At 54.7% G+C, this 12,863-nt stretch carries 9 protein-coding genes; 3 read left to right on the forward strand and 6 right to left on the reverse strand.

Annotated features, from left to right (window positions below; translation table 11 throughout):
- Positions 1-22: 22 nt before the first annotated feature.
- The 3 genes from bcsA to bcsR are packed head-to-tail and all read right to left on the reverse strand — an operon-like array spanning position 23 to position 3,545.
- Positions 23-2,620: a UDP-forming cellulose synthase catalytic subunit gene (gene bcsA / locus MUG06_RS19395; protein WP_243079737.1), complete on the reverse strand. Its 2,598-nt coding sequence runs from the start codon at positions 2,618-2,620 to the stop codon at positions 23-25.
- Positions 2,617-3,348 (reverse strand): cellulose biosynthesis protein BcsQ, encoded by a 732-nt coding sequence (gene bcsQ, locus MUG06_RS19400; protein ID WP_243079738.1) that lies wholly within the window; start codon positions 3,346-3,348, stop codon positions 2,617-2,619. The genes bcsA and bcsQ overlap by 4 nt, the downstream gene beginning before the upstream one ends.
- Positions 3,348-3,545, reverse strand: a complete 198-nt coding sequence (gene bcsR / locus MUG06_RS19405) for a cellulose biosynthesis protein BcsR (RefSeq protein WP_215848007.1) — start codon at positions 3,543-3,545, stop codon at positions 3,348-3,350. The genes bcsQ and bcsR overlap by 1 nt, the downstream gene beginning before the upstream one ends.
- A 236-nt stretch (positions 3,546-3,781) precedes the next feature.
- Between bcsR and bcsE the strand changes: the two genes are divergently transcribed.
- From bcsE to bcsG, 3 genes are read left to right on the forward strand one after another with little or no spacing between them, the layout of a single operon-like run.
- Entirely contained in the window at positions 3,782-5,332 is a 1,551-nt protein-coding gene (bcsE, locus tag MUG06_RS19410; protein WP_243079739.1) for a cellulose biosynthesis protein BcsE, read from the forward strand.
- Complete coding sequence (gene bcsF / locus MUG06_RS19415) at positions 5,332-5,520, forward strand: cellulose biosynthesis protein BcsF (RefSeq protein ID WP_243079740.1); 189 nt, start codon at positions 5,332-5,334, stop codon at positions 5,518-5,520. Before bcsE ends, bcsF begins: the two co-directional genes overlap by 1 nt.
- Positions 5,520-7,181, forward strand: coding sequence for a cellulose biosynthesis protein BcsG (gene bcsG / locus MUG06_RS19420; RefSeq protein ID WP_243079741.1), 1,662 nt, complete (start codon positions 5,520-5,522; stop codon positions 7,179-7,181). The genes bcsF and bcsG overlap by 1 nt, the downstream gene beginning before the upstream one ends.
- Before the next feature lie 416 nt (positions 7,182-7,597).
- Here the strand turns inward: bcsG and MUG06_RS19425 are convergent, their stop codons facing one another.
- Genes MUG06_RS19425 through MUG06_RS19435 form a run of 3 tightly spaced genes read right to left on the reverse strand, consistent with a single transcriptional unit; the run spans position 7,598 to position 12,861 of the window.
- Positions 7,598-8,602, reverse strand: coding sequence for a glycosyl hydrolase family 8 (locus MUG06_RS19425; RefSeq protein WP_243079742.1), 1,005 nt, complete (start codon positions 8,600-8,602; stop codon positions 7,598-7,600).
- A 9-nt stretch (positions 8,603-8,611) separates the two neighbouring features.
- Positions 8,612-9,058 (reverse strand): cellulose biosynthesis protein BcsD, encoded by a 447-nt coding sequence (gene bcsD / locus MUG06_RS19430; RefSeq protein ID WP_243079743.1) that lies wholly within the window; start codon positions 9,056-9,058, stop codon positions 8,612-8,614.
- The gene (locus tag MUG06_RS19435; protein ID WP_243079744.1) at positions 9,058-12,861 is read right to left on the reverse strand and encodes a cellulose biosynthesis protein BcsC; all 3,804 of its coding nucleotides are present in this window, start codon (positions 12,859-12,861) and stop codon (positions 9,058-9,060) included. Before MUG06_RS19435 ends, bcsD begins: the two co-directional genes overlap by 1 nt.
- Between the last annotated feature and the right edge of the window lie 2 nt (positions 12,862-12,863).

Genomic DNA, 12,863 nt, shown 5'->3' on the forward strand with positions numbered 1-12,863 from the left:
TCTCAATCAATGTGTTGAACTGTCACGCCTGTTGGCGCGCACTGACGCTTTTTGGCAGCAGCGAGGCCAGCCAACTCAGTAGTCCGGTAAGCAGCGTAAACAGCTGACGTAATTGCGGCGGCCCATACTCTGCCAGGCGCAGATAGCCTTTGAAGCCCAGCACCATAATATCGGCAAGACTTTGCACCGGTTTATCTTCGGGGAAACCGTCCTGCCACAACGCCCAGGTATCGGCGCGAGCAAACGTGCACTGGATAAATTCGATATGTTGTTCGGTGCTCAGTTGATGCAGCCGAATCCCGGCGCGACGCCCAAATACGCGCTGTACGTGGCAGGGGAAACTGAACTCCTGCTGTCCGCGCCGTAACAGTAAGTGCACCGCTTCATCTTCCACCAGCGCGTCGGCTTCGCGCAGTTCAACGCCGACGCCACCATCCGAATAGTCGCGCAGCGTACACGGCACCATGTGACCATCTTTGCGGGCAATCGCAGCGGGCATGGCAATTTCTACGCGGTGCGCTTCGCGTATCTGCCGCGCCTCTACCGATACCGCGACCGCACCGCCCAGAATCACCATGTTGTAAATCACCCAGATCAAGCTGACCCAAACGGTGAGGATTTCTGTGGTTGGGCCATTTGCCATGCGCCAAAACGCCATGCCAATGCCCGCCAGGTTGATCAGCACCAGGCACATATAAGGACGCGTGATGACCCAATCGAGATGCTGTTCCGCCACCAGTCCACCTTTGGCCGTGACGTTAAAATTACCTTTGTGTGGATTAAACAGCGCCACCGTCGTTGGCCGGGCGATATACCAGGCAAGCACGGTTTCATAGACCTCGCTCCAGAAAGAGTGACGCCAGCGGCCCTGAATACGTGAGTTGGTCATGCTGGTGTGCAGCATGTGCGGCAAGACATAGAGGGCGATCGCCAGTGCGGGCGCATAAATGATGTAGGCGTGGAACAGCAAAAACGCTAACGGCGCGAGCAGGAAGATCAGCCGTGGAATCCCCGCCAGAAAATGCAGCATCGCGTTGGCATAACAGAGCCGTTGTACCAGTTTCAGCCCTTTGCCAAACAGGGGATTATCCAGCCGGAAGATTTGCACCATGCCACGCGCCCAGCGAATACGCTGACTAATATGCGCAGAGAGATTTTCTGTCGCCAGCCCCGCCGCTTGCGGAATACGAATATACGCAGACTTGTAGCCGCGACGATGTAAACGCAGCGACGTGTGAGCATCTTCTGTCACGGTTTCAACGGCGATGCCACCAATCTCATCCAGCGCGCTACGGCGCAACACCGCACAGGAACCGCAGAAGAATGTCGCGTCCCAGGTATCGTTGCCATCCTGTACCAGGCCATAAAACAGCGAACCTTCGTTAGGTGTACGACGAAAGCGACCCAGATTGCGTTCAAACGGATCGGGAGAGAAAAAGTGATGCGGCGTTTGCAGCATCGCCATTCTTTCTTCTTTTATGAACCAGCCCATCGTCATCTGTAAAAACGAGCGGGTTGGAACGTGATCGCAGTCGAAAATAGCAACGTAATCACCCTGACAGCGGGTTTGTAAGGCATGATTGATGTTGCCCGCCTTGGCGTGTTCATGGGTTGGACGTACCACGTAATGCACGCCAACGCTGGCCGCAAACTCGCCAAAATCGTCGCGCGTGCCGTCATCCAGCAGGTAGATATTCAGCTTCTCTTTCGGCCAGTCGATACCCAGCGCGGCATAAATCGTCGGCTTCACCACGCTCAAGGGTTCGTTAAACGTCGGCACCAGCAAATCCACGCTCGGCCACTGATCGACGGGAATCGGCATTGTCATCGGCTGACGATTGAGCGGCCAAAGCGTCTGGAAGTAACCCAGCACCAGCACCGTCCACGAATAGGTTTCCGCCGCAATCAGCAACACGCCAAAGCTCAGACTCAGCGGATCGTCCCCGTTAAGCGTTGAGGTATAGCGCCACCACAAATAGCGGCAGGAAACGGTTAACGACAGCACAATCAACATGATGGTGGATAAACGGCCCGGTACACGACGCACCAGCATCGCCAATCCCCACAGCAATAGCACAAAAATAAATTGCGTCATCAAGCCAAACGGCTGAGAGATACAGAGCAGCGCCAGCAGCGTCGTACCCATAGCAACGATGATAAACAACACGCGACGCAGGGTGGGTGAAAGACGGCGTAACCGTTTTTCTGCGCGTTGACTAACGCCTTGCGCATCCATGCGTTCAGGCAATTGTCCCAGCCATTGATACAAACGTTGACGCCAGCGGAACAGCGGCTGAAACGCGTTAAGTCGCAGACGTTCGCTGCGGACGCTGCTATCCAGCGGCAAAAACAGCAGCAGCCAGAAGCTTTGTAGCAGATAACGCAGAATATCAAGTGGCCGCGGCCGTTCGGGCGAGATATGAGGATAAAGACGACGGCGATCCTGAATCACACGTTGCCAGGCTGGCGTTTCAAAGCGTAAAAAGGCCCAGCCCAGCGTGCACCATAACAGCTGCAACACGCTGGCAATGACAGACGCGTCATGTTGACGTGCGCCGCTATAACGCCGTTGCAGCGCCTGACAAACCTGAGGGATCAATAGCCAGCGCAGCGGATTCACTGACGCACTCCCGCTATATGCAAAATCAGCCAGTTCGCTAACGTGGTGATCTCTTCGCTCGCCAAGGCGTGTGGACGATACTCACCCAGCGGCTGCTTCATCATCAGTGATTCTGCCAGTGCTTCATCCCGATGAATCAGCACCGGGATCAGGTGGGTGAGCGATGCCAGCCACAGCTGATGCAAATCCTGCTGCAATTTGCTGTTAGCATTAAATTGGTTGAGTAAAAAACGCGTATTGGCCGCAAAGGTATGTTGATGTAAACGCAAGTGGCAATTGGCATCCGGCGTTAATACCTTAAGTACGCAGTCAGCCTGCGCCAGCAGAGTGTGATGCCAGGGCAAGCTGATGGCTGGGATATCCAAAAAAAGCCATTGATAGTTGCGTTTCAGGACCGGAATGGCGTTGAGCAGTTCGGCGGCGATCTCGCCATCCTGCTGTAAAAGCGTTAAGTCAGATTGATGAATGAGCTGACCAAACGGCAGCAGATCAAGGCCAGCCTGATAGCGCAGTGCGCTCTCCTGCCAGCGTTGTCCGTCTCGGATTGCCTGCATCCAACCGCGTGTCGCGGTAAGCGGCGCGTTGAAATGCGCCGCCAGCTGGTTTTCAGCATCACCATCAATGGCTAATACCGATTCGCCCAACGCGGAAAGCGCCCAACTCAGCGCCGCAGTGAGTGACGTCGCGCCAGTCCCGCCGCGCAAACCCTGAATCACCACCGTTGGCATTAGCGCTGCTGCTCCGCGACAACAGACGCTAATTCCGTCAGCAATGGCCAGCGCGCCACGATGCCCGCCAGCCGTTCTTCACGCGCAATATCAATATAGTGAAAAGTCTTGATCGCAAAAGCTTCTCTCAAGGCACTGATATCATCTTGCTGCTCACTGGCAGAGGTCACCACTGAAAAGGTGTTTTCAATATTCATTACTCTTCACTACAAAAAGTTTGTCACAAAGCGTTCGCCACAGAACTTTTTGTCACAAATAAGCGACGCAAGTTAATGTGCAGTTTTATTATTTAAATTTAATACAGGCATGCTGCGTTACGCCGATCATAAATCATTCAGAGGTATTCTGTCATAGCGTATTTTTAAATATCTTCGGTTACATTCGCCGCTTTCTATAATAAGCTAGCGCTGACTGAATGAATCGCGATACTTAAATGAAAAACTCCTCTCTACTGGGCCTGCAACAGGTTCAGCCAGAATTAATGGCAATGCAATCACCGGGATGTTATTGGGTTACCTGCCAGCGTCAGGAAGATGCCCGACACTTTATTCGTCAGGTGATCAGTGCTCAACAGTCAGCAACGCTAATCAGTGCTGATGAAGCACCTCGCGCCTTACTGACACCCACACCCGCAGCGGGCCCCGATCGTATTCCGCTGTTTTCGCTACCAAAAAATAAAAAAAGCCTGCTAAAACTCGACAGCGATTTAGCGCGAACTCTCAGTAATAAAAGCGGCCTGGTGCTGTTTTATACGGATTCGCTTCTATGGGATAAATTATCCGCTGAAGAATTGACGTTATGGATGAAACGTATCCGTAGGGTAATAACAAAAAAAGCATTCACCTTTTTAATCATCACCTTTGGCTCCACAATTATTAACCTTCGTGACAATCTTCAACGGTATTTTCGGCAGATTGACGGCGTCGCACATTTAGAATTCCAGCAAGATAGTTGGCAATATCGAATTAATTGGTGGTATTCGACCGATAGATTGTTGGCAGATCGTGCATTGCGATTAAAACAGCATAATGAATGTTTTATTGCCGTTAATGAAAAAGAACAGCCTGAACCTTTAAGCCGTGATGATGTAACCCATTATCTGGCCGATAAAATTGTACTGGAAGGAGCCCCACCGCTATCAAAACAGTGGGTTTTATTCGCGGATAATGAGCAGGTTTTTTCCCGCGCACAACAAGCCAGTGCGGCAACGGTCATTTTTAGCCTGACGCACACAGAAGAGATCAACTCGCTGGCAAAACGTGTGCATAGCCTGCGCCGTTCACGCGGTAACGGCTTAAAGATTGTCATACGTGAGATGAAAACCAGCCTGCGCTACAGCGATGAACGCCTGCTGCTGGCGTGCGGTGTCAATGCCATCGTGCCGTCAACGGCACCGATGTCACGTTTCCTGACGACGCTGGAAGGCTTGCAGGGTTTGCAATTCAGCCGACACGTGCCGGGCAATCTTGACGCGTTGATCAGCGCATTGCAGCCCTTGCAGCAAAAGGGGTATCTCCGGTTGGATGCCTTTTGCCTGGCGGTGTCGCAGTTGATGTCGAATACGCTGCTGCCAGAAAACGATAAAGGCTTGTTGGTCGCGCTGCGTCCCGTCCCAGAGCTAAAGACGGAACAGATTCTGACGCTGTGTAAGCCGCGCCGCTACGGTGATTTAGTCACCACGCTGGACGATCGCGTCTATCTGTTTTTGTCGTCTTGCCGTTTCAACGATCTCGATACCGCGCTGACGTTTATCTTTTCGCTGCCGCACGATCAGCTTTTTGCTAATCGGGTGCTGTGGTTTGAAGATCATCAAATCCTCGCTGAGGTTGGCAAGATAAAAAATGTCGTGCCTGATTCCCTGCGCGAAATGCCGCTGTTGGTGGAATCGACGACTGTTGAAAAAATCACGACTGGCGCGACGCGTATGCCGTTGCGCCGCATACCGCAACCCGTCTCACTCAATCTTGAGGGGAAAAGACGCTGATGAACTTGATGGATAGCGTGCAGATTGCGCTGCTTGTTCTGTTTCTTTTGTTATTTTTGAAGCCGTTATATCGCCACTGGTTGCCACGCCGCTGGAACGGATTCCTGAACCGCCTGTTGCCTGCACGTGTGTTGAAGTCTCACGGTTACTGGCAGCGAGAATCCTCGAAAAAGGATGTGAAACGTTAATGCATCACCACACACATGATTCTGCCTCCTCTACGTTGCTGTGGAACGGCTGGCGTGGGTTGGGCGGCTGGAATTTCTACTTTCTGCTCAAGTTTGGCCTGTTATGGTACGGCTATCTGAATTTCCATGCGCTGACTAACCTTGTCTTCCTTGCCTGGCTGCTGTTTCCGCTGCCCTCTTTACGCCTGCATCGTCTGCGCAATGGGCTATCAATTCCGCTGAGTATTGCGCTGTTCTGGCACGATACCTGGTTGCCAGGCATGCATTCCCTGCTCAGTCAGGGCGATCAGCTGGCGGGATTCTCTGGCGCGTATCTGCTTGATCTGACTAACCGGTTTATTAACTGGCAGATGATCGGTGCGGCTTTCGTGTTACTGGTGCTGTACCTGTTTGTTTCGCAGTGGGTTCGCATTTCAGTGCTGGTTTCGCTGATGCTGATTTGGCTCAATGTCATGAATTTTGCCGGTCCCTCGTTCGCGTTACTGCCGACGAAAGCCGCCACGCCAGAAGTGGCACGTAACGTTGCGCCAGGCGAAAAAGCCGTCGTTAATTCGTCAGACCCGCTCGATCAGTCTGCACCGCCCAGCAGCGCTAACTTGACGGCCTGGCTCAACCGTTTTTACGACAGTGAACGCCAGCGTGTGACAGAATTCCCTGCCGCGCTTCCGGCGGATTCGCAGCCGTTTGATATTTTAATCGTCAACATTTGCTCGCTGGCCTGGTCAGATGTTGATAGCGCTCAACTGCGCAATCATCCACTGTGGCAGCACTTTGATATTGTGTTGAATAACTATAACTCGGCAACCGGTTACAGCGGCCCGGCCGGCCTGCGTTTACTGCGCGCCAGCTGTGGGCAAACCTCGCACAGCGATCTCTATAAGCCCACCGATCAGCGCTGCTACCTGTTTGATAATCTCGCTAAGCTGGGTTTTAAACAGCAGTTGATGATGGATCACACCGGCGTGTTTGGTGGCTATCTTAAAGAGCTGCGTGATTATGGTGATTTGCAGGCACCGCTGATGTCGCAAGTGGGTATCGCACCTGCGCTGACGTCGTTTGAAGGGTCGACAGTGTTCAATGATGCGCAGCTTATGCAGCGCTGGTTAGATGAACGCAGCAAAAGTAATGATGCCCGCAGCGCGACTTTTTATAACCTGATTCCGCTGCATGACGGCACGCGTGAACTGGGCAGTAGCCAAACCGCCGCCTGGAAACCGCGTGCGCAGCAACTGTTTAACCAACTCGATAGCTTCCTGAATAATCTGGAGAAATCGGGCCGTCGAGTCATGGTGGTGGTGGTGCCGGAGCATGGCGCAGCGTTGCAGGGTGACAAAATGCAGATGTCAGGTTTACGCGACATTCCCAGCCCCAGCATCACACATGTGCCGGTAGGCATTAAATTTGTCGGCATGAAAGCACCCCATCAGGGGCAGCCGTTAACGATTGATACGCCCACCAGCTTGCAGGCGATTTCAGCGCTGGTTTCGCGGGTAATTGATGGCCAGGTATTTAATGCGCCGAATGTGAATATGTCAGCCTTGACCGACAATCTGCCGCAAACGCCTGTGGTCTCTGAAAATGATAATGCGGTGGTGGTGATGTATCAGGGCAAACCCTGGATTCGCCTTAATGGCGGCGATTGGGTGGCTTATCCGCAGTAGGGATGCTGGTCCCAACCTTTTTAAGTGCGAGGTCGTCTGTCCCCCACCTCAATCCTCATAAGTGTGAGGTCGTTTGTCCCCCACCTCGGTCCTCCCCATAAATGGGGGAGGAAGATGCTGCCATATGTTAGTGATGAGGCTGCATGTGGCAGCGTCTCCTTCCCCCGCGTCGCGGGGGAAGGCCGGGATGGGGGACAGCGCGCAGAGGAGGTCGTTTGCCCCCCACCTCAATCCTCATAAGGGCGAGGTCGTTTGCCCCCCACCTCAATCCTCCCCCATAAATGGGGGAGGAAGATGCTGCCATATGCGAGTATTAAAGCTGCATGTGGCAGCGTCTCCTTCCCCCGCGTCGCGGGGGAAGGCTGGGATGGGGGACAGCGCGCAGAGAACAAAAAAACATGCGCAGAGCACTTAACTCAGTGCTTATCCTGAAGCGCCAGCCACGTCAGTAACTGCAGGCTAGAGGAGAAGTAGTTCTGATCCGGGGCGAGGGTATCGCTGATGTAACCGGTTTGATTCATCGTCAAATCCCGCACCGCTAACAATCCACCCTCGAGGTTATAAGGTGCCGGCGTATTGGCCAACACATCAAACCAGGCAGGCGTTTGCTGACGACTGTAACCCTGCCAGACACGCTGGAACGGCCCCAATGCCAGGCTTTGCGGATCGTACCACCAGATATTGAGCGGAATACGAATCGCGTCATAACTAAAGCGGTTGGAATAGCCCAATGCGGGTGCCAGCGATCCATCCGCGTTCAAGGCTACCCAATCCAGCGGCAGGCCGGTTTTGCCGAAATGCATTTCGCTCAGCAAATCGTTGCCATCATCGATCAGTTTGCTCCAGACCTGAAGATGGCTGCGCTGCGCGAACGCCTGCCAGGCCGCAAACAGGAAATAAGACGGATTCAGCACCACATAGCTGTTTTTATTAAAGCCCTGCGCACCCGGCAGCATCACGGTATGGCCGCCAAAGGTGATCACATTGAGCTTCACAATGGCGCGCTGAATACGATCCGAAGCCTGCTGATACTCATTTGCCTGCCATTTCTGCGCTGCACGTTGCAGCGCCCAGGCAATCAAGACATCGCCGTCTGAAGCATTGTTTTTATCCGCAACAGGATTGTCGTTGCCCGGTGTGTAGCGCCAGTAAAACAGGTCGTTTTGTGCATTGCGCAAATGCGTTTGCGTCCACAGCCAAAGCTGGTCAAAAGTGGCGCGATCATCATTAGCTACCGCCAGCAACATGCCATAACCCTGACCTTCGGTATGGCTGACGTTGTTATTCGCGGTATCAATGATGCGCCCTTCTGGCATCACAAAGCGGCTTTTGAACGTATCCCAGCCACTTGCACTAGCTTGCACGCTAAAAGCCATTATCAAACAACAAAATAGCCATCTCAGGCAGAACTTCGCTCTCATTCCAACGTCCTATTGATATCGATAATGCAGCGTATTGCCGTCATTCAGTTCAAGTACGATTTGTACTGCTGCGCTACCGCCCTGGCCTTGCAGCCAGCCCGAATATAATCCGGCCAGTACCGCGCCAAAAGCAGATTGCCAGTCTGCTACTGCCTGCGCATTATCACCGGCTGGCAACGCATGATGCTTCAGCAGCAGCGCGTTATCTTGCGGTTGCAGCTGCACAAAACCCCAGTTAAAACGTGCCAGTTGTAGGTTAATTTCGCGCTCCAGATCCTGGACAGTGCGTGCTTCTGGCAAAGGGTAGCGCGCAGCCAGTGATTCACCCCTATTCTGTAAAAAGGCTTCTGCTTCAGCCTGGCCGGCGTTGGCGACCATGCCTTCCAGCAATACGCTGACCAGATCAAACCAGCCGGGTTGATGCGGATGCGATGCCCCACCAAAATGTTCACTCATTACTTTTCTCCGAACATGTAACGGACATTCAACTGCGCCGTGCTTTCGTTGTAATCGCCAAAGGTGTCATAGCCAAGCTGGCCACCAATCGTCACGTCTTTGTTGATCTTGTAATCCGCGCCAGCATGCAGGTTATAGCCGATGCCGTTTTTGCTGTCGCCCGAATAGAAGGCGCTCTTCGCGCTACCCGAGGCAGCCAGCGCTTCCATTTGTGACTGAAGGTTTGGATCGTCCGGGAAGTAGGCGCTCTTATCCTGGCTGTAGGATTGATAACCGACCGAACCGCCAACGTTGACTTTCAGGTCATCAAACTTGCGTGAGAAATCGACCGGGAACGACACCGAAGCATAGTTCTGCGGGCTGAAGTAACCGCCCTGACCGTAGCTGAAATAGCTCAGGTTTTTCGAAAAATCCATCCACGACAGGCTCATGCCCACTTTCAGCTCGCGGTCGTCGTAATGATAAGGACGCACATACGCGCCAGCGGTTGCCTGCATACTGGTGTTGCTGGCCACGTTTTCACCAATATAGCTGTAGCCGCCCGCGCCGACATAGAAACCCGCATCGCCGTTGTCGTAACTCAGCAAAGCGTTGCCGCCGTTCTTGGTGACGCGGCCCCATTTCTTGCCGCTGGTTTTATCTTCCAAACCCACGTAGGAGAGCAGGCTGTCAGTCATTGCGCGACGTTCACCCGTCAAGATCAGCGTCAGGAAGTCTGTCAGCTTCGGCGACCATTGAACGCCACCCACCAGCGTGCTGAGATCCTGGCCCAATGGCGTACTGCCTAAATCAACTTTGTAACTGTCGCCTTTCAAGGCGAGGTTCAGTTCAACGCCCGATGCGGTTTGTGAATCGGTGGTGGCGCTTGGCTGATCGGTTACGGTTGCCCCGCCTGCCGCCACAACGTTGCCTTGCGTGATCGCGTTGGTGCCGAAACGGCGCCATGCATCACCCGATGCGCTGCCTGCGGTCAGGGAAACAGGCGTCAGGGTGAAGTCGAAGCGCGACTCACCAAACGGCACGGTAGAGAAGGTCAGCGGCGCTTTGGCTTCGGTCAGTTTGCTCAGGCCCGATTCACCATCACGTCCACGCACCTGCACCGTGCCCTGCGCCCAGGTGCCGGTTTTTTCTTGCAGATCGTCCATCATGGTGTCGATCTGATGCAGCATCTGCGTCTGCGGTGACGGCATACTCGCGCCGCTCGCCAGCGTGACGCCTTCAGCGCTGCTGGTAGCAGCCGGTGCACTTTGCCACGGCAACACGGTGCCGTAGCTGGACGGCGAGCGCCCTACTGGCGAGGTGCTGCGGTTGATAAACGGATTATCCGCTAAGGCCAGGCCGCCCACGGTTGGCGTGCCGCCTTGTGCACCTTGCAAACCAATCAGCTGCCCACGCGCCGAGCGCAGATAAACCATCGCTTGTGAATGGTCACCGTTGGCTTCAGCCACGCGTGCCATCAGCAGTTGCCGATCGGGCGTCTGCACGCTGTTCAGGCCGCGTGACAAATCATTGGCACGCTGGACGTTGTTCTGCGCCAGTGCAACATTGATGGCACCGACTCGCGCATCTTGCGTTGGCGTGTCCTGCGTCATCAGATAGTCATACACCACGCCCGCATCTTTGTTCATCTTGCCGTCTTGATAGAGACGTGCCATAGCGAACATCAGATCGCGGTTTTGCGGATCGTGTTGCAGCGCGCCGATCAGCTTGTCGTAAGCGGCCGCGTACTGTTTCTGCTGACGCAAGCGATCTACTTCATTGATCAAATAACCGTTACGAATACCGGCCAGCTGGGTTGGCGTGCTGCGCGCCTGCAGTTCTGGGCTGCTAAGGAAGCTCTGCGCTTCGCTGCCCAGACCCGCCTGATTCAGCACGTTAACCTGCGCGGCGTAATCGCCTACATTGCCCTGTACACCGCGCTGCATGTTGCCGCGCACCACAGCAACCGCCGTAGTGACATCGCCCGCTTTCGCCAGCTTCTGCGCCAGGTTGCCCGCATCCACTGGATTAGTTGGCGGATGGGCCGCCAGCGCTTTTAGCGTATTCGCTGCTGCCGCGTTCGAACCCTGCGCCAGATATTGATCGGCGGTGTTCATCTGCAAATTGAAGTTCACGCGCTGCGCCAGGTCTCGCATCTCACGCGTTTGTGCGCTGGACGGAATCCGCGACAGCAGCACGCTGGCCTGTTGCCAGGCACCACTTTCGCTGGCATTCAGTGCGCCCGCGTAAAGCTCGCTGCTGCTGGCGCCGTTACGCATCACCGGCTGCATCACGTTAGCCGCTTGTAGGCTGTCGCCCTGCTGGCGATAGAGACGCGCCAGGTCGAGACGCAACCAGCCTTCGTTTGGATAACGCTGAATGCCCTGTTGTAGTGTAGCGATTGCGGCACGGGTATTGCCCGCCGCCAGCTGGCGTTTGGCCTGCTGACGAATCGGATCGATGCTGCTGCCACGCGGCGTCACGCTTTGACGCACGCTGTCCGGTAAAGAAGAGAGCAAGGTATTGGCTTCTGCACTGCGATTCTGCTGACGCAGCACGTAGAACAAGCCCTCTTTCGCGCTGCGGTTGTCCGCATCGCTTTGTAAAACAGTGCGATAAGTTTGTTCTGCCTGCTCCAGCTGATTACTGCGTCGCTGCACATCGGCGCGGAACAGTTTTGCAGAAATCCCTTTTTCGCCTTCGGCCTGCGTTAACGGCTCGCTCAAAGCCAAAGCCTGCGCGCTGTCACCGCTTTTCAGCGCTTGCTGTGCGTTAGCCAACTGCGCATAGAAGCGAGCATCCGCTGCCTGTTTCTGACGCTCGGCACCTTGATCGCCTCCCATCTGAGCAGCGCGTTGCAGATAATCTGCGGCGTCCTGATAACGTCCTGCACGCTGCGCGACATACCCCATGCCCGCCAGCGCGTCGGCATCTTGCGGATTGGCAGTCAGCACTTTTTCAAAGTTACTTTGGGCACCGCTCACGTCGCCACTGTTCAGCGCGGTGAAACCTGCGCCTTTCTCAGCACCGCCGACGTTTTTACGGTAATAATCCAGCACCTCAGCATCCTGCGGGTGACGCTGCTGCCAGGTTTGATAGATCGCCGCATCCGTGGCTTGTGGTGCGAGCCACAACAGCGCCTGACGCAGCGATCGATCGGCATCTTTATTGCCGTCCGCCAGCGATCCCAACACATCAACCCCTTCACGGCGTGTCGACTCTTGATAAGTCATCGCTTTACCCAGCGCCAGCTTAGCGCCGGTATCTTGCGGGTGTTCTGCGGAGAACTGACGCAGCGCTTCAACTGCCTGCGGCAGCAGCGTGCGATCGCCCGCCATGGTCAGATAATATTCTGCCGCCACGCTGGCAGGGGGTTCATTGCCGCTAAAGGTATTGCGCCAGGTTTGCAACGCCGCCGCGATATTGCCGCTGCGCGCCTGCTGGCGAGCCAGCGACAGCTGCGCCTGCGGAATGGTTTGCAATTGGCGAGCGTTATCCAGCTCGCTCAGATGGGCATCATTGGGTGAAACCTGACTCAGGCGTGCGCGATACTGCGCCGCGCTGGCGTTATCACCGCCCTGCTGCGAATAGAGCGCCAGCAAATAGAGCGCCTGCGTATTGTTGGGTTCAACCATCAATACTTTTTGCAGCGAGGACTTAGCCAGATCGTCATGCGCTTTTTGATGCCAGTAAGCCGCCTGATCAAACAGGGCCTGTAACGCAGGATTGGTGGACTCAGCCGCCAACAGCGGCTGAGAAAGTGTCAGTGCGCCGCCCAGAAACAGCGCGTGACGTATGCCGGCACTCAACAGATTTTTTTTCATTA

This window comes from Pantoea sp. MQR6, from assembly GCF_022761075.1.
GTDB lineage: Bacteria > Pseudomonadota > Gammaproteobacteria > Enterobacterales > Enterobacteriaceae > Pantoea > Pantoea phytostimulans.

Bases quoted from the DNA above. Each gene is read 5' to 3' on its own strand.
- bcsR (WP_215848007.1), bottom strand. From the start codon at position 3,545: ATGAATATTGAAAACACCTTTTCAGTGGTGACCTCTGCCAGTGAGCAG.
- bcsE (WP_243079739.1), top strand. From the start codon at position 3,782: ATGAAAAACTCCTCTCTACTGGGCCTGCAACAGGTTCAGCCAGAATTA.
- bcsG (WP_243079741.1), top strand. From the start codon at position 5,520: ATGCATCACCACACACATGATTCTGCCTCCTCTACGTTGCTGTGGAAC.
- bcsF (WP_243079740.1), top strand. From the start codon at position 5,332: ATGAACTTGATGGATAGCGTGCAGATTGCGCTGCTTGTTCTGTTTCTT.
- MUG06_RS19425 (WP_243079742.1), bottom strand. From the start codon at position 8,602: ATGAGAGCGAAGTTCTGCCTGAGATGGCTATTTTGTTGTTTGATAATG.
- MUG06_RS19435 (WP_243079744.1), bottom strand. From the start codon at position 12,861: ATGAAAAAAAATCTGTTGAGTGCCGGCATACGTCACGCGCTGTTTCTG.
- bcsQ (WP_243079738.1), bottom strand. From the start codon at position 3,348: ATGCCAACGGTGGTGATTCAGGGTTTGCGCGGCGGGACTGGCGCGACG.
- bcsD (WP_243079743.1), bottom strand. From the start codon at position 9,058: ATGAGTGAACATTTTGGTGGGGCATCGCATCCGCATCAACCCGGCTGG.